This is a genomic window from Nonomuraea diastatica, from assembly GCF_004349015.1.
Lineage (GTDB): Bacteria > Actinomycetota > Actinomycetes > Streptosporangiales > Streptosporangiaceae > Nonomuraea > Nonomuraea diastatica.
In genome coordinates, this window is record NZ_SMKP01000058.1 from 13,120 (window position 1) to 38,159 (window position 25,040).

Annotated in this window: 26 protein-coding genes and 1 pseudogene; 12 read left to right on the forward strand and 15 right to left on the reverse strand. The window is 70.5% G+C overall.

All coding sequences use genetic code 11. The features are described 5' to 3' along the window. Positions 1-24: 24 nt before the first annotated feature. Positions 25-828 carry a class I SAM-dependent methyltransferase gene (locus tag E1294_RS21095; RefSeq protein ID WP_132510656.1) on the reverse strand — a complete coding sequence of 268 codons (804 nt, stop codon included), beginning with the start codon at positions 826-828 and terminating at the stop codon, positions 25-27. 39 nt (positions 829-867) lie between these two features. Between E1294_RS21095 and E1294_RS54615 the strand changes: the two genes are divergently transcribed. Beyond that, entirely contained in the window at positions 868-1,173 is a 306-nt protein-coding gene (locus E1294_RS54615) for a hypothetical protein (protein ID WP_220447846.1), read from the forward strand. Between the two features lie 238 nt (positions 1,174-1,411). On the opposite strand, the pseudogene E1294_RS58110 reads toward E1294_RS54615, so the two are convergent. The 7 genes and pseudogenes from E1294_RS58110 to E1294_RS21130 all read right to left on the reverse strand — a co-directional run. Continuing rightward, positions 1,412-2,218, reverse strand: a pseudogene (locus tag E1294_RS58110) (ABC transporter transmembrane domain-containing protein); the annotation flags it as partial. Between the two features lie 114 nt (positions 2,219-2,332). Then, entirely contained in the window at positions 2,333-3,133 is an 801-nt protein-coding gene (locus E1294_RS21105; protein WP_132510658.1) for an ABC transporter permease, read from the reverse strand. Continuing rightward, positions 3,130-4,059 (reverse strand): ABC transporter permease, encoded by a 930-nt coding sequence (locus E1294_RS21110; protein WP_132510660.1) that lies wholly within the window; start codon positions 4,057-4,059, stop codon positions 3,130-3,132. Before E1294_RS21110 ends, E1294_RS21105 begins: the two co-directional genes overlap by 4 nt. Beyond that, complete coding sequence (locus E1294_RS21115) at positions 4,056-5,603, reverse strand: ABC transporter substrate-binding protein (protein ID WP_132510662.1); 1,548 nt, start codon at positions 5,601-5,603, stop codon at positions 4,056-4,058. The genes E1294_RS21110 and E1294_RS21115 overlap by 4 nt, the downstream gene beginning before the upstream one ends. A gap of 102 nt (positions 5,604-5,705) precedes the next feature. Beyond that, complete coding sequence (locus E1294_RS21120; RefSeq protein WP_132510664.1) at positions 5,706-6,518, reverse strand: TIGR03943 family putative permease subunit; 813 nt, start codon at positions 6,516-6,518, stop codon at positions 5,706-5,708. 15 nt (positions 6,519-6,533) lie between these two features. Beyond that, positions 6,534-7,223 carry a TIGR03943 family putative permease subunit gene (locus tag E1294_RS21125; RefSeq protein ID WP_165977400.1) on the reverse strand — a complete coding sequence of 230 codons (690 nt, stop codon included), beginning with the start codon at positions 7,221-7,223 and terminating at the stop codon, positions 6,534-6,536. Then, positions 7,220-8,245 carry a permease gene (locus tag E1294_RS21130; RefSeq protein WP_246083161.1) on the reverse strand — a complete coding sequence of 342 codons (1,026 nt, stop codon included), beginning with the start codon at positions 8,243-8,245 and terminating at the stop codon, positions 7,220-7,222. The genes E1294_RS21125 and E1294_RS21130 overlap by 4 nt, the downstream gene beginning before the upstream one ends. A gap of 133 nt (positions 8,246-8,378) precedes the next feature. On the opposite strand from E1294_RS21130, the gene E1294_RS21135 reads away from it, so the two are divergent. Genes E1294_RS21135 through E1294_RS21150 form a run of 4 tightly spaced genes read left to right on the forward strand, consistent with a single transcriptional unit; the run spans position 8,379 to position 12,546 of the window. Further along, the gene (locus tag E1294_RS21135; protein WP_425465216.1) at positions 8,379-9,500 is read left to right on the forward strand and encodes a FecCD family ABC transporter permease; all 1,122 of its coding nucleotides are present in this window, start codon (positions 8,379-8,381) and stop codon (positions 9,498-9,500) included. Continuing rightward, positions 9,500-10,297, forward strand: coding sequence for an ABC transporter ATP-binding protein (locus E1294_RS21140; protein ID WP_132510670.1), 798 nt, complete (start codon positions 9,500-9,502; stop codon positions 10,295-10,297). Before E1294_RS21135 ends, E1294_RS21140 begins: the two co-directional genes overlap by 1 nt. Further along, positions 10,294-11,271 carry an ABC transporter substrate-binding protein gene (locus E1294_RS21145; protein WP_132510672.1) on the forward strand — a complete coding sequence of 326 codons (978 nt, stop codon included), beginning with the start codon at positions 10,294-10,296 and terminating at the stop codon, positions 11,269-11,271. The genes E1294_RS21140 and E1294_RS21145 overlap by 4 nt, the downstream gene beginning before the upstream one ends. A 33-nt stretch (positions 11,272-11,304) precedes the next feature. Beyond that, entirely contained in the window at positions 11,305-12,546 is a 1,242-nt protein-coding gene (locus E1294_RS21150) for an MFS transporter (protein WP_132510674.1), read from the forward strand. Positions 12,547-12,818: 272 nt separating this feature from the next. Here the strand turns inward: E1294_RS21150 and E1294_RS21160 are convergent, their stop codons facing one another. After that, positions 12,819-14,870, reverse strand: coding sequence for a heavy metal translocating P-type ATPase (locus E1294_RS21160; RefSeq protein ID WP_425465217.1), 2,052 nt, complete (start codon positions 14,868-14,870; stop codon positions 12,819-12,821). Between the two features lie 68 nt (positions 14,871-14,938). Here E1294_RS21160 and E1294_RS21165 point away from each other — a divergent pair, with 68 nt between their 5' ends. Then, entirely contained in the window at positions 14,939-15,307 is a 369-nt protein-coding gene (locus E1294_RS21165; RefSeq protein ID WP_132510676.1) for an ArsR/SmtB family transcription factor, read from the forward strand. 269 nt (positions 15,308-15,576) lie between these two features. Here the strand turns inward: E1294_RS21165 and E1294_RS21170 are convergent, their stop codons facing one another. After that, positions 15,577-16,485, reverse strand: a complete 909-nt coding sequence (locus E1294_RS21170) for an NAD(P)-dependent oxidoreductase (RefSeq protein WP_132510678.1) — start codon at positions 16,483-16,485, stop codon at positions 15,577-15,579. Between the two features lie 60 nt (positions 16,486-16,545). Here E1294_RS21170 and E1294_RS21175 point away from each other — a divergent pair, with 60 nt between their 5' ends. Next, positions 16,546-16,998 (forward strand): MerR family transcriptional regulator, encoded by a 453-nt coding sequence (locus tag E1294_RS21175; protein WP_132510720.1) that lies wholly within the window; start codon positions 16,546-16,548, stop codon positions 16,996-16,998. A gap of 22 nt (positions 16,999-17,020) precedes the next feature. Here the strand turns inward: E1294_RS21175 and E1294_RS55935 are convergent, their stop codons facing one another. Further along, complete coding sequence (locus tag E1294_RS55935; RefSeq protein ID WP_281284464.1) at positions 17,021-17,227, reverse strand: hypothetical protein; 207 nt, start codon at positions 17,225-17,227, stop codon at positions 17,021-17,023. A gap of 139 nt (positions 17,228-17,366) precedes the next feature. Here E1294_RS55935 and E1294_RS21185 point away from each other — a divergent pair, with 139 nt between their 5' ends. From E1294_RS21185 to E1294_RS54625, 4 genes are all read left to right on the forward strand, one after another. Then, complete coding sequence (locus E1294_RS21185; protein WP_132510680.1) at positions 17,367-17,957, forward strand: TetR/AcrR family transcriptional regulator; 591 nt, start codon at positions 17,367-17,369, stop codon at positions 17,955-17,957. A gap of 736 nt (positions 17,958-18,693) precedes the next feature. Further along, complete coding sequence (locus tag E1294_RS21195; protein ID WP_132510682.1) at positions 18,694-19,251, forward strand: hypothetical protein; 558 nt, start codon at positions 18,694-18,696, stop codon at positions 19,249-19,251. A gap of 1 nt (position 19,252) precedes the next feature. Then, the gene (locus E1294_RS21200; protein WP_220447847.1) at positions 19,253-19,966 is read left to right on the forward strand and encodes an FAD-dependent oxidoreductase; all 714 of its coding nucleotides are present in this window, start codon (positions 19,253-19,255) and stop codon (positions 19,964-19,966) included. Next, a complete protein-coding gene (locus tag E1294_RS54625) occupies positions 19,927-20,268 on the forward strand; it encodes a hypothetical protein (protein ID WP_220447848.1) in 342 nt (113 codons plus the stop codon). The genes E1294_RS21200 and E1294_RS54625 overlap by 40 nt, the downstream gene beginning before the upstream one ends. Positions 20,269-20,368: 100 nt before the next feature. Here the strand turns inward: E1294_RS54625 and E1294_RS57260 are convergent, their stop codons facing one another. The 3 genes from E1294_RS57260 to E1294_RS21220 all read right to left on the reverse strand — a co-directional run bounded on the left by E1294_RS57260 (position 20,369) and on the right by E1294_RS21220 (position 22,036). Beyond that, positions 20,369-20,746: a helix-turn-helix domain-containing protein gene (locus E1294_RS57260; protein WP_342775069.1), complete on the reverse strand. Its 378-nt coding sequence runs from the start codon at positions 20,744-20,746 to the stop codon at positions 20,369-20,371. A gap of 98 nt (positions 20,747-20,844) precedes the next feature. Continuing rightward, positions 20,845-21,096, reverse strand: a complete 252-nt coding sequence (locus tag E1294_RS21210) for a Tn3 family transposase (RefSeq protein WP_132510684.1) — start codon at positions 21,094-21,096, stop codon at positions 20,845-20,847. 328 nt (positions 21,097-21,424) lie between these two features. Continuing rightward, on the reverse strand, positions 21,425-22,036 hold the full coding sequence (locus tag E1294_RS21220) for a TetR/AcrR family transcriptional regulator (RefSeq protein WP_132510686.1): 612 nt from the start codon (positions 22,034-22,036) through the stop codon (positions 21,425-21,427). Positions 22,037-22,131: 95 nt separating this feature from the next. Here E1294_RS21220 and E1294_RS21225 point away from each other — a divergent pair, with 95 nt between their 5' ends. Further along, complete coding sequence (locus E1294_RS21225) at positions 22,132-23,637, forward strand: carboxylesterase/lipase family protein (RefSeq protein WP_220447849.1); 1,506 nt, start codon at positions 22,132-22,134, stop codon at positions 23,635-23,637. 291 nt (positions 23,638-23,928) lie between these two features. On the opposite strand, the gene E1294_RS21230 is transcribed toward E1294_RS21225, so the two are convergent. Further along, the gene (locus E1294_RS21230) at positions 23,929-24,987 is read right to left on the reverse strand and encodes a LacI family DNA-binding transcriptional regulator (RefSeq protein WP_132510688.1); all 1,059 of its coding nucleotides are present in this window, start codon (positions 24,985-24,987) and stop codon (positions 23,929-23,931) included. Positions 24,988-25,040 lie beyond the last annotated feature (53 nt).

Consider the following 25,040-nt stretch of genomic DNA (forward strand, 5'->3'; position numbering starts at 1 on the left):
AGAGGCGCCAGGCAGATCGCCCGCTCACGAACGTGTTCCGGTCCCGATGAGGGATGTGGCGTCCAGCTCGGCCATCTCCCGTTCGCCGAGGAGATGTGCGAAGGTCGTGCGCACCTGTTCGACGGCGGACTCCCCCAGACCGGTGAGCATGCCGCGAAAGCCGCTGCCGAGTGCCACCTGCCAGGCGAGCGCGACGTCCAGGGGGATGCGCAGAGGGGCGCGGGTCACGGTGACCTGCGCCAGGCCGAGTGCGGCCAGCCAGGCGCCCAAGTCCTCTTCGGTGTCGATCCGGGACACCGCCTGCTTGCTGGCGGGAGGAGCCGTCGGGGTCTCGCGCACGCGCGAGACAGCCTCGGCGAACAGCCGGCCGAAGCCCTCCATCGCGCCCCGCGCCCACGCGGTGATGACCAGCCGTCCACCGGGCCCGAGCAGCCCGGTCAGGCGGGAGGCGGAGGCGTCCATGTCCGGCAGGAAGTAGACACCGTGCACGCATTGCACCACGTCGTAGGGGTGATCCTCCCAGGTGGTGGCGTCGGCTTGGACGAAGCGCACGTTCTGCAGCCCTTCGGCGGCGGCACGGCGCCGGCCGTGGGCGAGGAGCTCTCCGGCGAGGTCGACGGCATCCACGTGCCCCTGCGGCCCGGCCGCCTTCGCGGCCGGCAGGGCGGAGGAGCCCGCACCGCAGCATACGTCCAGGACACGTTCGCCTGCTCGGACTCCGGCCGTCATGACCGTCGCCTCGCCGATGCGATCCCACAGCAGCGGTGAGACCTCGGCGTACTGGGTGGCGGCGCTGTCGAAGATGGTGCCGATGCCGGTGGATGTCATGTGAGTTCTCCGTCTGGGAAGGTTCGGATCGAGCGATGCGTGGGAGCGCTGCTTCAGGCGATGGGGCGGTTTCCTTCGAGATCAGCGGAGCTGCCGGCCGCGGGCGCGGACGCGTTCGTGCCAGAAGCGTGCGTACGTCCCGCCGGCCGTCAGGAGGGTGTCGTGGTCGCCGTGCTCGGTGATCCGGCCGCGGCCGAGGACGAGGATGCGGTCCGCGGCGACCACCGTGGACAGGCGGTGGGCGACGACGATGACGGTGCGGTCGCGGGCGAGCTCGGCGATGGCGTCGGCGACGGCGGCCTCGTTGACCGGGTCGAGGGCGGCGGTGGCCTCGTCCAGCAGTAGGCGAAGCGCACCTGCGCAGGCGCACCACCGGGCCGGGAGTTTCGGCGTCGGGCGCGACCGGGTTCGCCGGGATCGGCAGCTCCGGAGCGGAGAGCACCTCCCGGATGCCGCGTACCACGCTGAGCGCCGTGACCAGCGGGTGGATCGACATCATGACGGTCATCAGGCCCGCCGTGGTGACCGTCCCGAAGACCAGGAAGGTGATGAGACTCGTCAGCGGCAACAGGCCGGTGGCGGCGAGGACGCCTCCCGCGCCCACCATGACGACGAGCACGCTCGGCGGTGACAGCAGGATCTCCGAGATGACCGAGGCCTTGGTCGTCGCCTTCGCCCAGTCCAGGAAGAAGCGGGCGAAGTTCCGGGGCACCTCCTGGAACCTGCGGCTCGCCGTCCCTGGGGTGCCGAAGGCCTTGATGACGCCGATGCCGTTGACGAACTCGACCGCGGCCCCGCTCAGCCGGGTCAGCCACGCCATGAACTCCGGGTACTTCGTCCCGGCGCCGGCCATCGCGCGCTGGTACACGATCAGCCCGACGGCCAGGGGGAGCAGGCTGACCAGTGCCATCCGCCAGTCCACGGCGAACAGATAGACGACCGCGACCACCACCGGCACGGCGGCGGACGTGACCTCCACCACCGAATGGGCGATGAGCTGGTGCAGCGCGGCGACGTCGTCCTCGACCGTCTTCTTCACGATCCCCGAGTTGCGGTCGGTGAACCAGCCGAGGGGCATCCTGCGTAGCTTGCCGAGAAGCTCCCGCCGGATCCTGAACGACACCCGGATGTCCGCCAGATGCGTCAGCACGCCCGCGCCGAAGGTGCCGAGTTGCTTGACGGCGAGGGCCACGAGTGCGACGACGATGATCGGCCATACATCCGTGTCGCCTTGGAGGAGCCGCCGGCTGATTTCGACCACGGCGACCAGCGGCGCCATCCCCGCCAGCGCGCTGATCCCGGTCAGGACTCCACAGCCGATCAGGGTGGCGCGAGCGTGAGTGAGCACCGAAGGCGCCTCCCGCACCCCGGAGATCGTAGAAGCGGACATGCGTCACCCTTCACTGCGAAGCGATCCAAATCGATCCAGGCTTGGCAAATGATAATCATTGTCGCGCGATTGCGTAACCCATCAACCGCCACCGCGATCGATCGGCGCCGGCGATCACCCGCGATGGAGGTCGCCGCCGGACACTTCACGACGGGCGTCCGCCATGAAAGCGACGCCCAGCCCTGTGACGGTGAGGGCGAGGGCGGGCACGATCGCGAGACGCGGTGCGGCCACGAGCAGCGGGATGGCCTCGCTGACCATGCCGCCCCAGTCGGTGTCGGGCGGGGGCAGCCCGATGCCGAGGAAGCTGAGCGAGGTGACGGCGACGAGCGTCCTGGCGAAGTCGGCGGTGGCGACGGTCAGCACGGGGCCGGCAATGTGCGGGCCGATGGTACGCCGGAGCACGTAGAACCGGGACGCGCCGATGGACCGTACGGCCAGGACGTGGTCGGTGGAGACCACCTGCCGGGTCGCCGTGCGGGCGACGAGGCCGCAGCTCACCCAGCCGAGCGGCACGAGGGCGGTCAGCACGGTGAGGTGTCCCGGCCGCAGGACGCCCGCCAGCGCGAGCGCCAGCGTGAGTCCGGGCAGGGCAAGAGCCACAGTGGCGGCGAAGCGCAGCAGCCGGTCAAGGATGCCGCCGACCAGTCCCGCCACGGCGCCGGCGATCGTGCCGAGCGCGGTCGTGACAGCGACGATGGCGAACGCGACCAGAAGGGAGGTGCGGCCGGCCATGGCCGTTCGGGTGAGGAGGTCCCGGCCGAGCTGGTCCGTGCCGAGCCAGTGTCCGGGACCGGGAGGCAGCAGGGCACTCTCCAGATCGGGCCGGTACGGGTCGTACCCGGTCAGCATCGGGGTGAGCAGGCAGAACAGCACGACCAGCGCCATCATGGCGATCCCGGCGCGGCCCTTCATCGGCGCCGCAACCGCGGGTCGAAAGCCGACAAGCAGAGCTCGGTCAGCGCCAGGAGCAGCACCGTCGCGACCCCGATGATCAGCACGTACGCCTGCACGACGGGCAGGTCCCGCTGCCTGATCGCCGCCACGGCGAGCTGCCCCACGCCGGGCCAGGCGAACAACGTCTCTACCACCACCGCGCCGGCCAGCAGCTCCGCGAGCACCAGGCTCGCGGCGGTGATCGCGTTCGGCGCGGCCACCCGGAGGGCATGGACGGCGATCGTACGCCGCCGACGCAGCCCTTTGACAGCGGCGAATTTGACGAAGGGCAGCCGCAAGGCCTGCGCCAGGTCGGCCCGGAGCAGCCGTAGCAGAGTCGCTGCGCCGGTCAGGCCGAGGGTGAGCGCGGGCAGCACCACCGCGCCGGCGCTGCCGTCGCCGCCTGTGGGGAGCGCGCGCAAGCCGACCGCCACCACGCTGATCAGCAGGATCCCCACGATATAGGGAGGGATGCCGCCGATCGCCACCGTCACGAGCGCGAGGACACGGCTGTCGAGAGCCCGCGGCCTGAACGCGAGCCTGAGTGCGGCGAGCAGCGCGAGCCCTGCCGCGACGGCAGCCGCTGCGCCCGCCAGCCGAAGTGTGGCCGGCACCCGCGCGAAGATTTCGGCCGCCACCGGGGAGCGGTCGGTGTAGGAGTGGCCGAGGTCACCGCGCAGCATGGCGCCCAGCCACCGTAGGTACTGATCGAACAGCGGCCGGTCGAGACCGAGCTCGGCGCGGAGTGACGCGACGCTTGCCGCTGTGGGCTGGACGCCGCCGCGGCGCAGGATCTCCTCGGCCGGGTCCCCCGGCGCGAGCGAGGTCGGCAGGAAGACCAGCAGCGACAGCGCCAGGAGCACGAGCAGGAGCTCTCCGGTGCGCCGCAGGACGATGGCCGTCACTTGCGAGGCGCCAGCTTGCCCAGGTCGGCTACGTAGGCAACGTTCTGTGTCATCCCGCTGACTTTGGTGGTCGTCACGATGGGATTGTCCTGATAGGCCAGCGCAATCATCGGGCGGTCGGTGGCCAGCAGCCGCTGGATGCGGTGGTACAGCTCACGGCGGGCGACCGGGTCCGTCTCGGTCGCGGCCTGGTCGACCAGCTCGTCGAATCGTGTGTTGCGGTAGCCGAGCCTGCGTTCGACGTTCCAGGACGCGTCGGAGCGCAGGAACCGGCGGAACAGGTAGTCGGCGTCGCCGTTGGGCACGCTGTACGCGCTGAGGAAGATGTCGTAGTCCCCGGCCTCCATCGCGGACTTGGTGGCCTCGGCCACGGTCACCTTCGCCGGCAGGCCCGCCTGCTCGAAGGAGGCGCGCAGCACCTCGGCGATTTCGGTGTAGGGGAACTGCCCGGTCTCGGCGGAGGAGATCAGGATGGTGACGGGCTCGGCCCGCGCTTTCGCCTCGGCCACGAGTGCGCGTGCCCTGGCGGGGTCGTACGCGGCGGTGATGCCGGAGTCGGCGAGATCGGCGAAGGCCGGCGACAGGAAGGCCGCACCCGGCGTGGCCGTGCCGGCGAGCAGTTTGCCGGCGATGGCCCGCCGGTCGATGGCCAGGTCGGCGGCCTCGCGCAGGCGGGGGTCGGAGAACGGTCCGCGGGAGGCGTTGAAGGTCAGGTAGTGCGTCAGCACCGAAGGGCTGCGGACGACGTGGAAGGAGCTGTCCCCGCTGACCGTGGCGACCTGGCCCGGCAGCAGTGCGCCCTTGTCGATCAGCCCGTCCACCTCGCCGGCCCGTAAGGCGGCGACCCGGGCGTTGGCGTCGGGGATCACCCGGACCACGATCTTGTCGTAGGCGGGGGCGGCGCCGTGGTAGCGCGGGTTGGCGGCGAGCACGGCCTGCTGCCCCTTGGTCCAGCCCGCCAGCGTGTACGGCCCCGTGCCCACCGGCTTGCCGGCGAAGCCACCCGAGGCGGCGAACGCCTTCGGCGACTGGACCATGCTGTAGAACCCGGCCAGCCTGCCCGGCAGATCGGCCACACCTTCCTTCAGGACGAACACCACGTGGCCGTTCTCGGCGCGGACTTCGCTGAGCTTGCCGTAGGCCGCCTCCATCCCGGCATCGAGGCTGAAGAAGGCCGACTGCCGGGGCGCGATCCGCAGAAACCGCTCGATGTTGGCCACCACCGCCTCGGCGGTCAGCGGTGTCCCGTCGCTGAACTTCACGCCCTCCCGCAGCGTGAACGTCCAGCGCCGCCCCTCGTCCGCGACGGCCCAGGACGTGGCCAGGGCGGGGGCGGGCCGCAACTTGTCGTCCACCGTCACCAGCGGCTCCCACACCCGTAACGTCTGATGGGTGTAGTACGGGTCCTCGGGCCCGGCGACGAGGTCGCGCGGGGCGGCCAAGGTGAGCTGGCTCCCATCCTGCCCGCCGGGCTCTTGGGCGCCGCACCCTCCAAGGATCGCTCCCAGAAGTGCCGTCACCATGATCGCGGCTCGTCTTCGCACCTGATCTCCCGCCAACGTCCTGATCCAGCATGCAAACGATAACCGTAGTCATGGCGATGCGGGAGATCGTCTCTGGATCAGTCCGCGGGCGCTCGCGATGATTCATTCATACGGCTCGTCCGGCGGGGCTATCCGCTCTACGCGGGAAGCGGACATCTCCGGCAGGCTGTACGTCCCCGTTCCGCTCGTCTTCCGCGGGATCCAGGTGCCGGTGACGCGCACCCAGGAATCCGTCTCGGGTGCAGGAACACCTTTCACCACGACCTGCATCGTGAGGGCGTCGGCGGCGCAGCAGGCGATCCGCATGCGCGTGAGGTGCCACGCGCCACCGTGTCCGGACGGCACGACGAAGCCCGTCAGCCGGACGGTCTTGCCCCGCAGGGAGCCGCTGGGGTCGTCCCAGGCCAGATCGGCGAACTCGATCATGCTCAGCACGTTCACCCGGCCGGGCTTCAGGACGGTGGGCCGGGCCTCGACGAGGGTGGGCGGAGGCGCATGGGAGGTCTGCTCGGCCTGCTGGACGGCGAACGAGCCGAGTGCCGGGGGAGCGACCAGGAAGATCACCGCTGTGGGGAGCATCAGCAGCGACGCCACCCTGTGCCCTTCCGCATGCTCATGCCCGTGCGACGGATCCGGCGAAGGGGTGACGGGTTCGCGGCCGACGAGGCGCGCCAGGTGCGCCTCCTCGATCGCGCGAGCGCGGAGGAGCTCCGTCTGGCGCGCGACGCCCTTGCTTCTGCGGAAGTCGAGGGCCACGGAGGCCACCGGCAGGAGGCTCAGCACCGTGCCCGCAGCGATCAGCAGAGGCCGGAACCCCGGCTTGACGTAGTTGCCGAAGTCCGCGGAGAAAACGGAGATCTTCAGCAGTGCTCCGCCGAGCAGGAGCAGGAGCAGGTTCTGCGTGACCCGGTTCACGAAAAGATCTCCGTCCTATTCGTACGGCTCTGCCGGCCGCTCGATGCCGGTGACCTCGGTCGCGGCCAACTCCGGGACCACGTAGTCATCGGGCACTCCGTCCGGCCACGGCACCCAGGTTCCCGTGACCGCCACCCAGGAATCCTCCGCCGGTGCGGGCGCACCGTGGACGGCGACCTCCAGCGCGAGGGCGTCGGCGGCGCAGCAGCGGATCCGCATCCGGGTGAGGTGCCAGCTTCTGCCGCCCTCACCAGGGACGGCGAAGCCGATCAGCCTGACCTTCCTGCCCGCGAGCGACGGGTTTGACGGCGCGTAGGCGCGTTCGATGAATTCGCCCAGGGTCAGCTCCGTCACCCCGCTCCGGGCGAGGGCGCCATGGGCCGCGGTCTGGGAGCGTGCCGGCGAGCCGTCATCGCGCCTGGCCGCGAAGGCGCCGAGCGCGGGCGGAGTGATGAGCACGAGGGCGAATACGGGCGCGGCCAGGAGCCACGCCACTCGCGAGCCGTGATCACGGCCGCGCGACCGGCCCAGCAGGTCCGCGACGACGGACAGCAGGCCGAGGACCGCCAGCACCGCGCCGGCGCCCACGAGCAGCGGCCGGAAACCGGGTCTGACGTAGTTGAGGTAAGTCGTGGAGAACGCGGAGATGCTCAGCAGCGTCGCCCCGAGGACCAGCAGGACCGCGCCCTGCGTCTGGCGGCTCACAGCAGTGCCCACCCCGCGACGAAGCTGACTCCGATGGCGAGGACCAGCGTGAGCGGCGCGAATCGCCGGGCGAATGCGCGGCCGAAGGTGCCTGCCTGCAGGGCGATGAGCTTCAGGTCCACCATCGGGCCGACCACCAGGAACGCCAGCTTGGCCGTGGGGGAGAACGCCGTGAGGGAGGCCGCCACGAAAGCGTCGGCTTCCGAGCAGATCGACAGCAGCACCGCCAGCAGGGCCAGCACCAGCACGGACACCACCGGCACCCCGGCCACCGCGGTCAGCCACTCACGGGGGATCGCCACGTTGAGCGTCGCCGCGGCCAGCGCGCCGATGACCAGGAACCCGCCCGCGTGCAGCAGGTCATGACGCATCGCGTCCAGGAAGGCGCCCACCTTACCCTGGCCGGTCCCAGCCGTCCTGCGAGGCGTCGGCAACCAGGCGGCGCGCCCGAACCGCGCCCAGATCCAGCCCGCCAGCACGGCCACCACCAGCGAGGCGGCGAACCTGGCGGCCACCATCGACGGGTCGTCGGGAAAGGCCACCGCGGTGGACACCAGCACCACCGGGTTGATCGCCGGGGAGGACAGCAGGAACGCCAGCGCCGCCGGCGGCGCCACACCCCTGGCCATCAGCCCCGAGGCCACCGGCACCGACGCGCACTCGCAACCGGGCAACACCGCCCCCGCCACCCCCGCGACCGGCACCGCCGCATACGTGCGCCGTGGCAACGCCCGCGTCCAGAACGACGACGGCACGAACGCGGTGATGGCCGCCGACAGCGCCACCCCCAGCACAAGGAACGGCAGCGCCTGGACGCACACCGCAACGAACACGGTGGCCCACGTCTGCAGCGCCGGATCCGTCAGATACGGCGCGAGCAGGAACCGTCCCGCCGCCAGGAGGGCCACGAGGACGATGAACGCCCAAGGCGGCCGGAACCCGCCGAAGTGCCGGTGCGCTCCGGACTCCGGCGGAAGGCCGTCTTCCCGGCCCGGCCGGTCGGTGGTGCTCGGCAGCGACATCGCCCTCTCCATCCGCATACGGGTACGCGGCAGCAGACTAGCCCGGTTGTCCAGCGCCCTTGCCCCGAACGCACATGGGGCATCGGTGATGATACGGTCTTCCGGAAATGATTCTCATTTTCCTGGAGTATCTTTGAGATCGTTGCCCGAGCCGGGCTCCGCGGACTCCGATGTGGCATCCCTGCCGGCCGTTCCGGGAGCTGAAGATCCTCCATCCACCACGGCGTCGGCGACACCCCTGATCGTCACCTCGCTGGCCGGTGTTCTCGCGGTGTCGGTGTTGCTGGCGATCGGCCTGGGCGCCGCGACCGTCCCGCCGGGAGAGACGCTGCGCTACCTGTGGGCGGCTGTGACCGGCGGTTCGATCTCCGCCGACGAGGTCACGGCGTACCAGATCATCTGGCAGGTGCGGACGCCGCGCGTGCTCCTGGCGGTGCTGGTGGGGGCAGGGCTGAGCGTGGTCGGGGTCGCGATCCAGGCGATGGTGCGCAACGCGCTGGCCGACCCGTTCGTCCTCGGCGTGTCGTCGGGGGCGTCGGCCGGGGCGGTGCTGGTCGGCGTCACGGGCGCGCTCACCGCTTTGGGGATCTACGCGGTCTCGGCGGGCGCCTTTCTCGGCGCGCTGCTCGTCTCCGCCCTGGTCTACCTGGCCTCGCGCGGAGCCGGTGGCCTGATGCCGCTGCGGCTGGTGCTCACCGGGGTGGCGATGGCGTTCGGATTCCAGGCGGTGATGAGCCTGATCGTGTACTTCGTCCCCGACGGGGAGTCGACGAGCACGGTGCTGTTCTGGTCGATGGGCGGCTTCGGCGCGGCGACGTGGGGGGCGCTGCCGGTCGTGACGGTCGTCACCGTGGTCACCGTCGTGGTGCTGCGCCGCTTCGCACGGAGCCTGGACGTTCTCGCCCTGGGCGATGAGACGTCAGTGAGCCTGGGTGTCGACACGGTCAGGTTGCGCCGCGGCCTGTTCGTGCTGACGTCGCTGGCGACGGGGGCGATGGTCGCGGTCAGCGGCGCGATCGGATTCGTCGGGCTGGTGATCCCGCACCTGGTGCGGCTCTGGGTGGGCGCGGCGCACGGGCGCGTGCTCGCGATCGCGCCGCTGGTCGGGGCGGTCTTCATGGTGTGGGCCGATCTGGTGGCCAGGACCCTGGTGGCCCCGCGCGAGCTGCCGCTGGGCGTGATCACCGCACTGGTGGGCGTACCGGTGTTCGTCGTCCTGCTACGCCGCCGCGGTTACCTGTTCGGAGGGCGCTGATGACGCGCCTGCTGATGGATGAGCTCTCGGTGACCATCGGCGGCGCCGCCATCGTCAAGGATCTGGCCCTCGCCGTGGAGGCGAGGCAGGTCGTGGGCCTGATCGGGCCCAACGGGTCGGGCAAGACGACGGCGCTGCGGTGCGTCTACCGCGCGTTGCGGCCGACAGGCGGTGCGGTCTGGATCGACGGTAAGGACCTGTCGCACATGCCGCTGCGGGACAGCGCGCGTGTGATCGCCGCGCTCACCCAGGAAGGTCGGGCGGACCTCGACTTCACCGTCGAGGAGATCGTCGCCCTCGGCCGGGCTCCGCACCTGCGCGGCAACCAGGCGCTCAGCGCCCGGGAGCAGGAGCTGTGCCGTCGGGCCATGGCCCAGATGGAGGTGCTGCACCTGGCGGACCGCGGTGTGCTGTCGTTGTCCGGCGGTGAACGCCAGCGTGTCCTGGTGGCCCGAGCGCTCGTACAGGAGCCGCAGGTGCTGGTGCTCGACGAGCCGACCAACCACCTCGACCTGCACCACCAGATCCGCTTGTTGTCGATGCTCAAGGGATCCGGGCTGAGCGTGCTGGTCACGTTGCACGACCTCAACCTCGCCGCCTCCGCGTGCGACCGGCTGGCCGTGCTGTCCCACGGAAGCCTCGTCGCGTGCGGCCCGCCCGCCGACGTCGTCACCGAAGAGCTTCTCCGCGAGGCGTTCGGCGTCGAGGCGAGCGTCGTCACGCATCCGCTGACCGGAGTTCCCCAGGTGCTCTACGACCTGGGCTCGGCCACAACCACGAAAGGAAACGTCGCGTGAACACACGTACCCTCGCCGTGCTCCTGGCGGGCACGCTCCTGCTCACGGGATGCGGCGCGCAGGTGCAGGACACTGCCGCCGCGCGCAAGGTGACGGTCAAGAGGTGCGGGCAGGCCGTCGAGTACACCACTCCGCAGCGCGCGGTCGTGTACGAGGGTGGCAGCGCGGACAAGATGTTCGCCCTCGGTCTCACCGATCACGTGCACGGCTACGTGATGCCGCCGGCCAACCCGCCCGTCGCGGAATCGCCGTGGGCGAGCGAGTACGCCAAGGTCGAGTTCCTCGGCGACGACCTGCTCAACCGCGAGCTCGTCGTTGACGCCAAGTCCGACTTCGTGGTCGCCGGATGGCGCTCCGGCTTCAGCGACCAGCGTGGCATCACCCCCGAGATCCTCGACGGCCTGAAGATCCAGAGCTTCATGCATGCCGAGTCGTGCTTCAACTACCCCGGCCACCCGGAGCGGGTCACCCCGTTCGAAGCCCTTTACACCGACCTCGAACGCCTCGGCCAGATCTTCGGCGTCGAGGACAGAGCCCGAACATTGGTCGCCGGCTACCGCAAGCGCGTCCAGACGGTACGCGCCGACGCGCCCAAGGGCGATCCGACCCCGGTCTTCCTGTACGACTCGGGCACCGACAAGCCGTTCACCGCCGGCAGCCAGGTGCCGCCCAACGACATCATCCGCTTCGCCGGCGGCCGGAACATCTTCGGCGACCTGGACGCCCGCTGGAGCGAGGTCACCTGGGAGGCCGTCGTCCAGGCCAAGCCGGAGGTCATCATCATCCTCGACTACGGGGACAAGCCCGCCCAGGAGAAGATCGAGTTCCTGAAGGAGTTCCCGGCCACCAGCAAGCTGCCCGCCGTGGTCAATGACCGCTTCCACATCCTCGACTACAACGAGGGCATCAGCGGGCCGCGCAACATCGACGGCCTGGAAGGATTCGCCGCATACCTGCGCGAACTCCAGGAGTGACCGATCGAGCGCACGCAAGGAGGAGCATCTCCCGTGACCGCATCGCCGCGTACCGGCGCGGGCCCGCTCCGGCCTCGAGCGCGTTCCATCCTGCGCGAGAGGCGATTCGTCCTGCTGTGGTGCGGCACCACCGCCTCGGGCCTGGCGACCTGGGCGCTGCCGTTCGTGCTGGGGCTCGCCGTTCTCGACCGCACGCTCACCGCCGCCGGCCTCGGGATCGTCCTGGCCACCCGCACCGTGGGCTTCCTGCTCGCGGTCCCGATCAGCGGAGTCCTGGCTGACCGGTACTCACGCCGGGCCGTCGTGTTCTGGGCCGGGCTGGCGGCCGCCCTCGCGACCCCGTTCATCGCGGTCGGGCTGGGCCGTTCCGTCCCGCTCATGGCCGTGGCGGCGGCAGTCGTCGGCGCCGGCCAGGGCGCGTGCCGGCCCGCGTTCCAGGCGCTCACCGCCGAGGTGGTGGACTCCGACCGGCGGCAGCAGGGCAACGCCGCCATCACGCTGGCGGTGCGCGTCACCACCCTGGTCGCGCCGGCCGGCGCCGCGCTGCTGGCGGTCGTCCTGGACACCTGGTGGCTGCTGGTCGGCACCGGGGCGCTGTGGCTGGTCGCCGCGCTGCTGCCGCCTCGGGGCCTGCCCGCTCCGGCGGCCGGCGGGAAGCGGCCCCGGCTGCTGGGGGAGTTCGGTGAGGGCGTACGCGAAGCGCGGCGGCACCCGTGGTTCCTGGCCGGCCTGGGCGCGCTGGCCGCCGTCATCTTCACCGGTTACTCGGCCACCGGCGTGGCGCTCCCGCTGGTCAGCCGCGACCGGTACGGCACCGAGGCGGTCCTCGCGGCGGCGCTCACCGCCTACACCCTGGGCGCGCTCGCCGGGGCGCTGCTCGTGGCCCGGTGGAAAGCGCGCGCCCAGGGCTGGGCCGCGCTGGCCGGCCTCGCCCTGTACGGCTTCGCACCGCTCAGCCTCCTGCTACCGGTGCACCCGGTCGTGGTGTTCGCCGCCTACGCGCTGGCCGGGCTGGGCATCGAGCTGTTCAACGTGCCCTGGTTCACCGCCACCCAGCGCGAGGTGGAGCCGCGCCTGCTCGCCCGCGTCTCCTCGCTCGACTTCCTCGTCTCCTACGGCCTGGCCCCCGTCGGCCTGGCCTTCCTCGCCCCGGCCATCGACGCCTTCGGCCAGCGGCCGGTCCTGGCCGTCTGCGCGCTGGTCTGCTTCCTCGCCCCCGCCGCCGCGGCCCTGGTCCCCAGCAGCCGTGGCTTCTCCCGCCAGGAAAGGACCTGAAGCATCGTCAACGACACTATAACGCCCACCTGCTCGAGCGTGGCCACGTCCCCGGCCTGGGCAACCGCCGCCGGCTCCAGCAATCCACGCAGATGGTCAACAGTCTGCGCCACCGCCACCCGGGTATGGTGATCTTGCCTGCCCATGACCCGGGAGCCGCCGCCCGGTAGGTGAGGTCGCCTACGAGCAGCAGCGGGACCCGGTCGGGGCGGCGAACCAGCATCGACAGTGACCCGGGAGTGCGGCCGGGGGTGGGCAGCAGCAGGCTCCCATCACCCAGGCGTCTGAGTGCCGACGCGAGTGGTTGATGCCGCCGCGGTCGTGGCGGCGGCGCGGCGCCAGGCGGCGTTGCGCAGCAAGCGCAGCCCGTTGAGGCCCACGATAACGGTGGAGCCCTCGTGCCCGGCCACGCCGAGCGGCAACGGAAGATCGCCGAACAGATCCCAGGCCACCAGCACGGCGATGAAGCTGCCGGCGATGACGAGATTGGCGATGACCAGGCGGCGGGCGCGCCGGGCGAGGGCGAGCACGGCGGGGACGGTGCCCAGCTCGTCACGTGTGACGACCGCATCGGCGGCATCCAGGGTGAGGTCGGCGCCGGCGCCCCCCATCGCGATCCCGACGTGGGCCGTGGCCAGCGCGGGAGCGTCGTTGACGCCGTCGCCCACCAGCGCTACCCGGGCCCGGTCCTGCTGCAGCTCGCGCACCGCGCTCACCTTGTCCTCGGGCAGCAGACCGGCCCGCACGTCACTGATCCCGGCCTGGCCGGCCACCCGCGCCGCCGCGCGGGGGTTGTCCCCGGTCAGCAGGACCGGAGTCGTGCCGGTCAGGCCGGCCAGCTGCGCGACCGCCGCGGCGGCCCCGGAGCGCATGCGGTCGGCCAGGCCGAGCACCCCCACGGGGCGGCCGTCCAGAAGCATCAGGACGGCGCTGTGCCCGGTGCCCTCGAGTTCGTCCACCACCGCACGGGCCCCATCGGTGCCACTGGGCGCGGCCTCGTCCAGCAGGTGGACGGGACTGCCGATTTCGATCACCTGGCCGTCGACGCAGGCGCGTACACCTCGCCCCGGCAGGGCGGCGAAGTCGGTGGCGCCGGGGATCGGCACTCCCTTGTGCTGGGCGGCGGCCACGATGGCACGGCCCAGCGGATGTTCCGAGCCCTGTTCGACCGCTGCCGCCAGCGCGAGCAGCCGGTCGGTGCTTGCCCCGGCCCCGACGTCGGTGCCCGTCCGCGGGCCGGGCAGAATGCGTAGGCAGGCCAGGTGCGGGCGGCCTTCGGTCAGGGTGCCGGTCTTGTCGAAGGCGACATGGGTGACGTCGGCCAGTTGCTCCATCACCACGGCGGACTTGACCAGCACGCCGTTGCGGCCGGCGGTGGCGATGGCGGCCAGCAGCGGCGGCATGGTCGCCAGCACCACCGCGCACGGCGAGGCCACGATCATGAACGTCATGGCCCGCAGCAGGCTGTCTTGCACCGGCGTTCCCCACAGCAGCGGCAGGGTGAACAGGGCGAGGGTGGCGGCGACCATGACCACGGAGTAACGCTGCTCGACCTTCTCGATGAACAGCTGGGTGCGCGCCTTGGTGGCGCTGGCCTGCTCGACCATGGCCACGATCCGGGCGATCACCGTCTCCGACGCCGGCCGGGTGACCTGCACACGCAGCACGCCGGTGCCGTTCACCGTGCCGGCGAAGACGTCATCGCCGACCTGCTTGTCCACCGGCAGGCTCTCGCCGGTGATGGAAGCCTGGTCGACGTCACTCGCCCCGGCCACCACGCGGCCGTCGGCCCCGACACGCTCGCCCGGCCGGATCACGATGACGTCGCCGACCCGCAGGTCGGTGGCCGCCACGATCTCTTCCTCGCCGCCGTCTCCGACGCGTACGGCCTGGTCAGGGGTCAGGTCCAGCAGGCTGCGTACGGAGTCTTCTGTGCGTTTGGTGGCCACGGCCTCCAGCGCGCCGGAGGTGGCGAAGATGACGATCAGCAGCGCGCCGTCGAAGACCTGCCCGATCGCCGCCGCGCCGATGGCCGCGGCCACCATGAGCAGATCGACATCCAGCGTGCGCTCGCGCAGCGCCTTGAGCCCGGCCAGGCCGGGCTCCCAGCCGCCGGCCGTATAGCAGGCCAGATACAGAGCCCACCACAGCCAGGCGGGTGCGCCACCGAGCTGGGCCAGGCCGCCGACCGCGAACAGCATGGTGGCCGCCGACGCCCAGCGCACCTCGGGCAGGGAACCTGCCCCAGACCGCCACCAGCGGATCGGCAGGAAGGTCGCCGACGGAGGCACCACGCCGCTGGACGTTCTCACATCTGTCGTCACATCAAAGCATCGTATATGCGCACTCACGCAGATATGCAAGTAGAAAAGCTCGGCGATATGCTGCCCTCATGCACACCTCGATGCCCGACTTCGACATGCCGAACGAGGAACAGGTGCACCTGGCCGCCGAGGCCTTCCGGCTGCTGTCCGACCCGACCCGTATCAAGATTCTCTGGGCGCTGCTGCAGGGGGAGTCGTCGGTGGCCTGCCTGGCCGAGCTCGCCGACGCCGCTCCCACCGCGGTCAGCCAGCACCTGGCCAAGCTGCGCCTGGCCGGACTGGTCAAGGGCCGCCGCGAGGGCACCTTCGTCTACTACAGCGCGGCCGACGAGCACGTCCGCCGCCTGCTGGCCGAAGGCCTCTACCACGCCGATCACCTTGACCGTGACCTGAGCGGCGATCAGGAATCCGCCACACCCGCACACGCCTCGTCCTGAGCGAAGGCGCACGTGCCACGCGTCCATCGCGGGCGGTTGATGCCGGTTCCGTAGGCGAAGATCACGGCCTGTACGCGATACGGTGCTCGGCCCCGTCTACGTGGCCGGCGTTGTACACGTTGACGCCCGCGCCCGTCGCGACGCCCGGACCCAGGTCACTCGGTGACGGTCTTGGGCCTGGGCGTCCTGACCGACACCTTGGCGTCCCAGCCGGTGCAACGAGGGACAACGCACGCCCAGTATGGCAGCGACGTAGGATCACCGTCCGGTCATCCGGTGTGCGTCGGTTTCTTGAAGATTTCGAACACGGCCAGGTAATTCCTACCGCTGTAGCCCTCGGCGATCGCCCGCTCGGCGATCTGTTGCATCAGTCGTGGCTGGTCGGAGTGAACTCCCTGTTCCACGCTGGTGCGGGTGATGTGCTCCAGCGCGTTCGCGTTCATCTCCATGGTGCCGAAGTCGCCGGGATAGTCACCCTGGTCCAGCTCGGACGCCTGCTCGATGAGGCTCTCGTTCACCACGGTCGGCATGAACCACTTGACGGCCAGTTCGCCGAAATCCACCGCCGGGACGCCCGCCGAGCCCACCAGGGCGGTGGCGTGCAGGAACCCGTTCATGGTGGCGTACATCAAGTCGAGCAGCGCCGCGTTGTGCAGCACGGCAAGCCCGGGGTCGGAGCCGAGGTGGCGGGGGTCGCCCAGGCTGGCCAGGGTCGCTCGGTGCCGGTCGAAGACGTCCTGCGAACCGCTGTAGAGAAAGACGGAGTCGGCCTCCCCGATGAGCGGCGGCGGCACCATGATCGCGCCGTCGAGGTAGTCGACGTCATGCTCGGCCGTCCAGCGGGCCGCGGCGTGCGCCTCCGTCGGCGTACCGGAATTGAGGTTCACCAGGGCGCGGCCTGTCATGGCGTCAACGACGGAGTTGAGGATGGCGTGCATGGTCGCGTAGTCCTTCAGGCACACGATCGTGACAGGGCTCCGGGACACCGCCTCGGCGACGGTCGCCGCGCGGTGGGCACCCTTGGTGATGAGGTCATCGCCCTTCTGAGCGGTACGGTTCCAGATCGTCACGGCATGGCCATGGTTCAGAAGCGACTCGGCCAGCGCCACTCCCATCGGTCCCAGGCCGATGACGGTCACGGGCGAACGGTGCTGATCGGATGAATGCTGATTTGTCATGCCCGATATGTTGGACCCTCACATCGGCGTGAGAGTCAACCAGAAGTGGCGGTGATGCGCATGCGGATAGGTGAGCTGTCTCGGCGAACGGGTGCCAGCGTGCGCTCGTTGCGTTACTACGAAGAGCAAGGACTGCTGAACCCGGTACGACTGCCCAGCGGTTACCGCGACTACGACGAAGGACACGCCAGCATCGTGCGCGGCATCCGCCTCATGCTCGCCGCCGGGCTGAACACGGCCACGATCGCCGAACTGCTGCCCTGCATGAGCGACGATGGGCAGGTGCTGCGGCCGGCGTGCTCCCTGATGCTGTCCGACCTGAACCGCGAGCGTGCACGGCTCAGCGACGCGGTCGCCGGGCTCATGGCCGCACGCGACGCGCTGGACGTCCTCATCGACGCCACCGCCTCCCTCCAACCCGCTGACCCGCTGGCGTGCCAAGCGACAGCGAATCCGAACCCTTCCTCACCCTTGACGAATGCCTCCAAGGACCTGCAGAGAAGCGACGCTTAGCGGGGGATCGGCAACGGGATCCTCAAGGGGCGTTCCTCCCGGCACCGCCGGTCTGCACCTGTTCGGCTGCGCGCTCGCTGTTGGCGACGCCCAGTCCGAGGTTGTGGTGGTCGTCCTGACGGTGGGCGGCGATGCGCTCGGCGGTCCGCAAGGCCGCCGACGTCATGATGTCGAGGTTCCCGGCGTAGGCGGGCAGGTAGTGCGCGGCACCTTCAACCTCGAGGGACACCGACACCTTGACACCCTTCCAGGCCTGACCTGTCCGGTCGCCGCGCCGTCGTGACCGGCGCGATCGTCGGTGAAACGCCTCATCGAGCCCGCCGGCATCCTCCGGAATACTGACCGTTCTATCTGGTACGCTCGTCCTGATGGCGCACAACACTCGAGTCCAGGTCTCCGAAGCGCGATCAAGGCTGCTCGCGACGGCCACTCGGATCTTCTACGCGGAAGGTCTGCACTCCGTCGGGATCGACCGGATCGTTGCGGAGGCGAAGGTCACCCGCGCCACGCTCTACCGGCACTTCCCCAGCAAGGACGAGCTCGTCGTCGCCTATCTGCAGGGAATCGGCCAGGCTGATCGCGACCGGGTCGGCGAAGCTCTGGCCAGCGGCCTGCCGGCGGTCGACATCCTGCGAACCATCGCCAAGTCGATCGCCCAGGACATCGGGTCCGCCGGATTCCGCGGATGCGCCTTCCTCAACGCTGTCGCGGAATATCCGGACCCCGAGCATCCCGTGCACAAAGCCGTCCTCGCCCACCGCGAGTGGTTCCTGCGCACCGTCACGGACCTGCTCGCACACGTCGGGCAGACGCCGCCGGAGCTCGCGGGCCGGCATTTCGTGATGCTCCGCGATGGCGCGATGGCATCGGGTTGCCTGGCTGATCCGGCGGGGATCTGCGACACCTTCCTCCAAGGGGTCGAGGGGATCCTGCAGTTTCGCAATTCCGCGTCGAATTAGGGCGTGCCGGACTGTGTCTTGGTCCGGAATAGTCACTGCGTGCAAGAGTGCTGCTGACCCGCCTTTCCCGTTCGGATGTCCAGTGGCCGGCGGAGTGCCGCGTCAAAGGAAAACGGCGTCGCTACTGGATCGCCGGAAGGCGGAACGGTCGTGTGCATCCACTGCAGCACGCGGATCGGGCCGCTGGCTGGTGGTGCGATTCGTCGCGGGGCTGGCTCCTCGCGATTCGGCGCCGACCGAAGCGGGTCCCCACATCTGGCACGACCCGGGGGAGTACGTCGACGCGGAGGTCGTCTTCCGGCAACTGTTCTGCCCGGGCTGCCTGACCGCGGGCAACTCCGCGGTGTCCCCGCCGGTCACCCCCTTCCGGCCGACGACTACCGGAGCTGGGCGTCGATTTGCCGTTAGCCGCCCGCCGCGGCTCCGGGCCCTGGGCCGCGGCGGGCGAGGCCACATGCCAAGGAGCAAGCGATCACGGCCTGGCCCACCGGGTGTTCGGGACGGGGTGTTCGGGACGGGGTATTCGGCGACGGTGTTGAGGAAAGCGCGCCCGGGGACCATGGTGCCCAAGCCATAAGATAGAACGTTCTGTCTTGACGGTTCGATGTCTCGCTGTCATGCTGAATTGCGATAGAACGTTCGGTCTCATGCTTCGGCATGGGACGCCGTCTGATCGAGGAAGCGACCGCGGCGCCCGCTGAATCGCGTATCCCCGTACGCCATCGAAAGGATCATCGTGACCACCGTCGACACACCCGCCATTGGCGGGATCGCGCTGGCGCTGCGCCGGCTCTACTTCGTGCGGTTCGTCTTCGCCATCGTCTGGGCGGCCCTGCTGTTCGTCACCATGTCGCAGCTCGGGCCGCTCAGTATCGCCCTGCTCGTCCTTTACCCCTTGTTCGACGTCGCCGCGGCAATCGTGGACGCTCGCTCGTCCCGTGTCACCGGACCGCCTCGCGGGTTGTACGTGAACATCGCGATCAGCCTCCTCGCCGCCGTCGGCCTGGCCATCGCCTGCACCTCTGGCGTACCGGCGATCCTGCGCGTGTGGGGCGCCTGGGCGGTCGTTTCCGGGCTCGTCCAGCTGATCGTGGGTGTCAGCCGGCTCACGATGGGTGGCCAGTGGCCGATGATCCTCAGCGGGGGCATCTCCGTACTGGCCGGAGGGTCGTTCTTCCTGGGGGCCTCCGCGCCGAATCCGGTGCTGACCAACGTGGCCGGTTACGCGGTCCTCGGCGGCGTCTTCTTCCTCGTCTCGGCGCTGCGCCTCGGCCGCGCTGCCAAGGAGAACTGACATGGACACCACCGCGTACGACGTCATCGTCATCGGCGCGGGCCCGGTCGGGGAGAACATCGCCGACCGGGTGGTGCAGGGCGGCTTGAGCGCCGCCATCGTGGAGCGGGAACTGGTCGGAGGTGAGTGCTCCTATCGGGCTTGCATGCCGACCAAGGCGTTGCTGCGGAGCGCGGCGGCGCTGCGGGCGGCCCGCCAGGTGCCCGGCGCACGTGAGGCCGTGACGGGCGACCTGGACGTGGCCGCCGTCCTCCGCCGTCGCGACTCCTTCGCCTCGCACCGGAAAGACGACGGGCAGGCCGCCTGGCTCGAGCAGGTGGGGGTTCCGCTGTACCGCGGACAAGGGCGGATCACGTCCGCCCGGACCGTCGAGGTGACCGGTGAGAACGCCGTCAGGACGTCGCTGACCGCGCGGCACGCCGTCGTCATCGCGACAGGAAGCGGCGCGCTGGTCATCACCCTCACCGAGGGCGGGCAGATCGAAGCCGACGAACTCCTCGTCGCGATCGGCCGCACACCGAACATCCAGGACATCGGACCGGACACCATCGGCTTGACCCCGGGTGCCTGGCTCACGTTCGACGACACATTGCGCGTCCTCGGGGACGACGGGGCGCCGATCGGGTGGCGGGTGGCTCGCACGCGGCGACGGCCGACGAGCGTGCGGTACCCCAGGTGGTGTTCACCGAACCGGAGATCGCCTCGGTGGGGCTGACCGCGGCGGCTGCCGAGGCCGCGGGGCTGCGGATCCGGGTCGTCGACTACGACTTGGGTGCCGTCGCCGGGTCCGTCTTGCAGGCCGAGGGATACCAGGGCCACGCCCGCATGGTCGTCGACGAGGACCGGAAGGTGATCGCCGGCTTCACGCTCGTCGGCCCGGACGTCGCGGAGCTGTTGCACGCGGCGACGATCGCCGTGGTCGGCGAGGTTCCGCTGGACCGGCTGTGGCACGCGGTCCCGGCTTTTCCCACCGTCAGCGAGGTTTGGCTGCGGCTGCTGGAAGCCTACGGCCGCTGACCGCCCGGCTGAGTGCTCGTCGCGCCGCGAACGCGGCGCGACGAGCCCACGGCATGCTCGGCGGCCGGGCATGGACAGGTGCCAGGTGGGGTACGGGGGTTCACCTTCGCTGAAGAACACGACGCCCATCAATACGTCGGCTCCCTGCGACGATCAAGCTAATCGAGGCGCCAGAAGAGGCCCAGGACGTTGATGTGCCGGTCCTTGAGCGGGTGATCAGAGCAGCGCCTTGCAGGGCGCCGCGTGTGATGCCGGCGCCCTGGGCGATGTCGCCGACGCTCATGGCGTCGTAGCCCTTGTGCGCTAGCAGAGCTTCGCAGGTGTCCAGAATGGCCCGCTCCCGGACATCGCCCTTGCGTGCGGTGGTGCGTCGGCTCCGTGTGGGGTGGTGGCCGGGCATCAGAGCTGAGCGCCCTCGGCGAAGTCGGTCGTTCGGGAGAGCGTCCTCCCATGCGCGGATGTCCTCGTCCACGGCCATGCGCGCGGCGGTGACCTACCTCCGCGACCACGCTCGAGACGGCGTGCCGGCACCGTGCGGGCAGGCCCCGGCTCCGGCCGGACTGTCGCTCTCGTTGCTCACCAGGCCCTACTGCCCCGGCTCAGCATCGAGGACGGCGACCTCACGCAGCTCGCGCAGGCGTCCGTGCACGCCTCCAACCGGAGGTCGCCGAAGAAGACGCGGCGGGCCAGGCTGTGGCCGGACTCGCCGACGTTGAGCTGGGCGCCGATCATCCGCCGGTAGGCCTCCACGTGGATGACCTGGAGCAGGTGCAATGCCTTGAAGATGCGGCCGTAGGCAGCGAAGGCGCCCGCGGGCCGGTCAGGCAGGCGCCGGCGGTCACCATCCGGTCAGGTCGTAGGCGCGGGTGGCCAGCGAGCGCTGGTGGCCATGCGCTGGAAGGTGGCGGGTTGCCCGGCTACGGCCGCGGCGCCGCGGATGGCGTTCATGCCGCCGGTGAGCGTCCCGCCGTCGGTGCTTCCCGCACATCGGCAACCTCCACGAGGCCGACGCCACCGAGGAGAGCGTGCCCATCTGCTGGCCGGGGGGCGCAGTGGGAGTCGATCGCCGAGAGCGTGCCGGCCTCTTCGGCAAGCCGCCCTCGGCGTCATCGCCGGTGATGGACCGTCGACCCCTGTCCCTGCGCGCGGACGCAGGTCACGCACGCCGATCGTTCCCGCTGAACAGCCTGTCCAGATGCAGATCGATCGCGGTGAGCGCGTCCCGGGCCCCGACCACGTCCAGTTCGATCAGGGGGGTGAAGCCGGTGAGGGCGAGGAGCAGGTTGGTCTCGGTCGCCGGGTCGCGGCCAGGGTCGATGTGCCCGTCGGTGATCGCTTGGCGGACCAACTGCTCGATGAGGGCCCGTCCCTGGACGAGGCCACGGCGCGCCTGCTCGTGGACGGCCTCGTCATGCAGCGCCTCCAGGACGTAGGCGGCGCTCATCCGGCTGGTCGCGCGGGCGTCGGCATGCAGGGGGAGCATTTCCGCGAGCGTCAGTCGCAGCACGTCACGGGGATGCGGACGGTCACCGAGCTTCTCGAGCCCCTGGCCGACGCGGAGCGAGGTCTGCTCGGACGCGAAGTCCATGGCGAAGGAGAGCATGGCGGCCCGGGAGGCGAAATAGTGTTGCAGCTGCCCGAGGGAGATGCCCGCCTCCTGCGCCACCACGCGCATCGTCAGATGAGCGACGCCGCGCTGCTCCACCACCCGCCACAGCGCACGGGCGATCGCTTCGCGGCGTCCGCGGTGATCCACCTGTTTCGGCATCGCCGGCCACTCCCTCGTACCCCGGAACTTTCCCATACAATTGACATAATACAGTTGACCCATAACCCTGGGATCCATGCGAGGGAGAAAATGTCATGCCTGAACGACTGCCCGAACAGCCAAGGGTGCGGACCACGGAAGGTGTGGTGCAGGGGCGCCGGCGGCGGGAGCACGCGGTGTTCCGCGGCATCCCCTATGCCCAGCCCCCGGTGGGAGCGCTCCGCTTCGCCGCGCCCGCCCCGCCGCACCGCTGGGACGGGACGAGACAGGCGGCGGAGTTCGGCCCCGTGGTGCCGCTGTCCCTGCCGGTCGACACGGGTCCGCCGCAGGGCACGGACTGGCTGACGCTCGACGTCGGCACTCCGGATCCGGGCGCGGCAGGACTGCCGGTGCTGGTGTGGATCCCCGTAGGGGGCTACATCTCGGCGGCGTCGAGCGACCCGATGTACGACCCGGCAGCGCTGGCCGAGGCGGGAGTCGTCGTGGTGACCATCAACTGCCGCGTGGGCGCGGAGGGTTTCGCGTTCCTCGACGACGCGCCGCCCAACCGCGGATTCCTCGACCAGATCGCGGCGCTGGAGTGGGTGCAGCGGAACATCGCCGCCTTCGGAGGCGACCCCGGCCAGGTCACCGTCGGCGGCGTGTCTGCCGGGGCGGGATCGGTCGCCGCCCTCCTGACGATGAAGCCGGCCCGCGGCCTGTTTCGGCGGGGCATCGCCCACTCGGTGCCGGGGCTGCACAGCACCCCCGCGCTGGCACGGCAGGTCACCGCCGCGTTCGCGGACCGGCTCGGCGCGGCGGCCCCCACCGCTGCGGCCTTGCGCGACATCGACCCCTGGCGCCTGGCCGCGGAGCTCACCTCGTTCAACGCCGGCCTCCATGCACACCGGGAGAGCTGGGGACGGCTCACGGAGACCGGCACCGCCCTGTGCCCCGTCATCGACGGCGAGGTCCTTCCCGAAACGCCCTGGCCCGCGCTGACCGGCGGGCGCGCGAGCGGGACCGAGCTGCTGGTCGGCCACGCCCGGGACGAGTTCCGGCTGTTCAGCGTCATGAGCGGACGGCAGGGCACTTTCACCGACCAGGACGCCCGCGCAGCCCTGGAGCTGCTCGCCCCCCAGCCGCACGGCGCGGGGGCGTACCGTGCCGCGTTTCCGCAGGCCGGCCCGGAGGAACTGGTGGAGACGGTGTACTCCGACGCCCTCTTCCGTATGCCGTCACAGAAGCTGGCCGAGGCGAACGCCGCAGCCGGCGGCACCTCGTACCTGTTCGAACTGAGCTGGACCGCCCCGGCCCTCGGCGGCGCCCTGGGCGCCTGCCACAGCCTCGACATCCCCCTGGCGTTCGGCACGCTGGACAGTCCCGTCGGCACGCAGCTCATCGGCGACGAGCCCACCCCCGAGGCCTTCGCGCTCTCCCGCGAACTCAAGGAGGCATGGATTCGCTTCGTCACCACCGGCGACGCGGGATGGGCCACCTACCGACCCTGCCAGCAGCTCACCCGCGTCCTGAACGCTGAGTCGGAGACTCTGCCCTACCCCGAACAGGCCTCCCGCCGGATCTGGGAAGGCCACTCACCCGCCCCCTTCGATCTCCCGTAGGGGCGGAGACAGGCCAACGCTGCGGAATGGCTCGTGGCCATGGAAAGACCGCGCGGCCTCGGTGGGGGGCCCGGCAGGCCGGGTTACCGTGCCCACCGGGCGCGGAAGCCGTCGCTGCGGGTCGGCGGCTCCCCGATCGGCTGGGGCAGGTCGCTGTTGAAGGGATCACGCCCGGTCTCGGTGCGCGGCAACGACCGTTGCGGATGATCGCCGGAGCGTCCGTCACGGTCCACAGGCTCTTCGCAGCAGGTGCGCGCAGTGATGCGGTCGCTGCCCGGCGAGCTGAGTCGTTCACGTTGAAGTGGCGCGGTCAACCGTGCCAGGGGATGCCGTGGAACGGCGGGCCACAAGGGTCGGGGTGACGGAGAAGCGCACTGCGGAGGCACGGCCGGCGATGCGTTCGAGCAGCAGCCGGCCGGCGGTCTGGCCCATCATGGCGCCGTCCTGGTCGACGCTGGTCAGCGCGACGTGCGCGAGGCCGGTCAGGCGTGCGTTGTCGTAGCCCGCCACCGAGATGTCGCCGGGCACACTCAGGCCCGCCTCGTGAACGGCCGCGAGGGCGCCGAACGCGGCCTGGTCGGCGCCGGCGAAGATGGCGGTGGGACGGGGGTCGCGAACCAGCAGCTCGTGTGCGCCATCGTAGCCGCCTTCCTCCGTGTAGGAGGTGGCGGCGATGGCGATGTGGTCGGCGAGGCCGTGCTCGGTCATCATCCGCTCATAGGTCGCGGCCCTGATCGTGTGCAGCAGGGCGGTGGCGCGGCCCCCGACGGTGTCCTTCTGCGTGATGTGCGCGATGCGGCGATGGCCGAGCGCGATGAGGTGCTCGACCACGAGCTCGGCGCCGACCTCGTCGTCGTCGAGCACGCAGTCGTACAGCGCCGAGCGGTCGTGGCGGCCGAGCACGACGAGGGGGATGTCCCTGGCGAGTTTCTCCAGTTGTCCTCTGGGGCAGACCGGGGCGACCCAGAGGACGCCGTCCACCTGGCGGTCGACCAGCGCGTCACTGGCCCGACGCTCTGCCGCGGGGTCGTGGCCGCCGCTCTGGACCATGATCGCTTGGTAGCCGCTGGCGGAGATCTCATCTGTCAGGCCGTCGAGGATGTCGGCGAAGAAGGGATTGCGGATGTGCGGCAGGAGCACGCCGATGGTGAAGGTGCGCCCGCGCATGGCCCGGGCCGCGTTGTGGGGGCGGTAGCCCAGCTCGTCGATGGCGGCCTGCACTTTGATCCGCATCGCCTCGCTGACGCCGTAGGCGTTGCGCAACACCTTCGACACCGCTGTGGTGGAGACCTGGGCGTGCTCGGCCACGTCGGTGATGGTCACCCTGCGCTGCCGGTCTCGTGTGACCATGTGCCACCTTTCCGTCCACTCGCGTCGCCCGATTGTATGGGTCGAATCCGCAG

Coding starts and splice junctions, on each gene's coding strand:
- E1294_RS21130 (WP_246083161.1), bottom strand. CDS start 8,245: ATGTCGCTGCCGAGCACCACCGACCGGCCGGGCCGGGAAGACGGCCTT.
- E1294_RS21225 (WP_220447849.1), top strand. CDS start 22,132: ATGCCTGAACGACTGCCCGAACAGCCAAGGGTGCGGACCACGGAAGGT.
- E1294_RS21200 (WP_220447847.1), top strand. CDS start 19,253: ATGGACACCACCGCGTACGACGTCATCGTCATCGGCGCGGGCCCGGTC.
- E1294_RS21230 (WP_132510688.1), bottom strand. CDS start 24,987: ATGGTCACACGAGACCGGCAGCGCAGGGTGACCATCACCGACGTGGCC.
- E1294_RS21170 (WP_132510678.1), bottom strand. CDS start 16,485: ATGACAAATCAGCATTCATCCGATCAGCACCGTTCGCCCGTGACCGTC.
- E1294_RS21165 (WP_132510676.1), top strand. CDS start 14,939: ATGCACACCTCGATGCCCGACTTCGACATGCCGAACGAGGAACAGGTG.
- E1294_RS21095 (WP_132510656.1), bottom strand. CDS start 828: ATGACATCCACCGGCATCGGCACCATCTTCGACAGCGCCGCCACCCAG.
- E1294_RS21140 (WP_132510670.1), top strand. CDS start 9,500: ATGACGCGCCTGCTGATGGATGAGCTCTCGGTGACCATCGGCGGCGCC.
- E1294_RS21185 (WP_132510680.1), top strand. CDS start 17,367: ATGGCGCACAACACTCGAGTCCAGGTCTCCGAAGCGCGATCAAGGCTG.
- E1294_RS21220 (WP_132510686.1), bottom strand. CDS start 22,036: ATGCCGAAACAGGTGGATCACCGCGGACGCCGCGAAGCGATCGCCCGT.
- E1294_RS57260 (WP_342775069.1), bottom strand. CDS start 20,746: ATGGCCGTGGACGAGGACATCCGCGCATGGGAGGACGCTCTCCCGAAC.
- E1294_RS21175 (WP_132510720.1), top strand. CDS start 16,546: ATGCGGATAGGTGAGCTGTCTCGGCGAACGGGTGCCAGCGTGCGCTCG.
- E1294_RS21105 (WP_132510658.1), bottom strand. CDS start 3,133: ATGAAGGGCCGCGCCGGGATCGCCATGATGGCGCTGGTCGTGCTGTTC.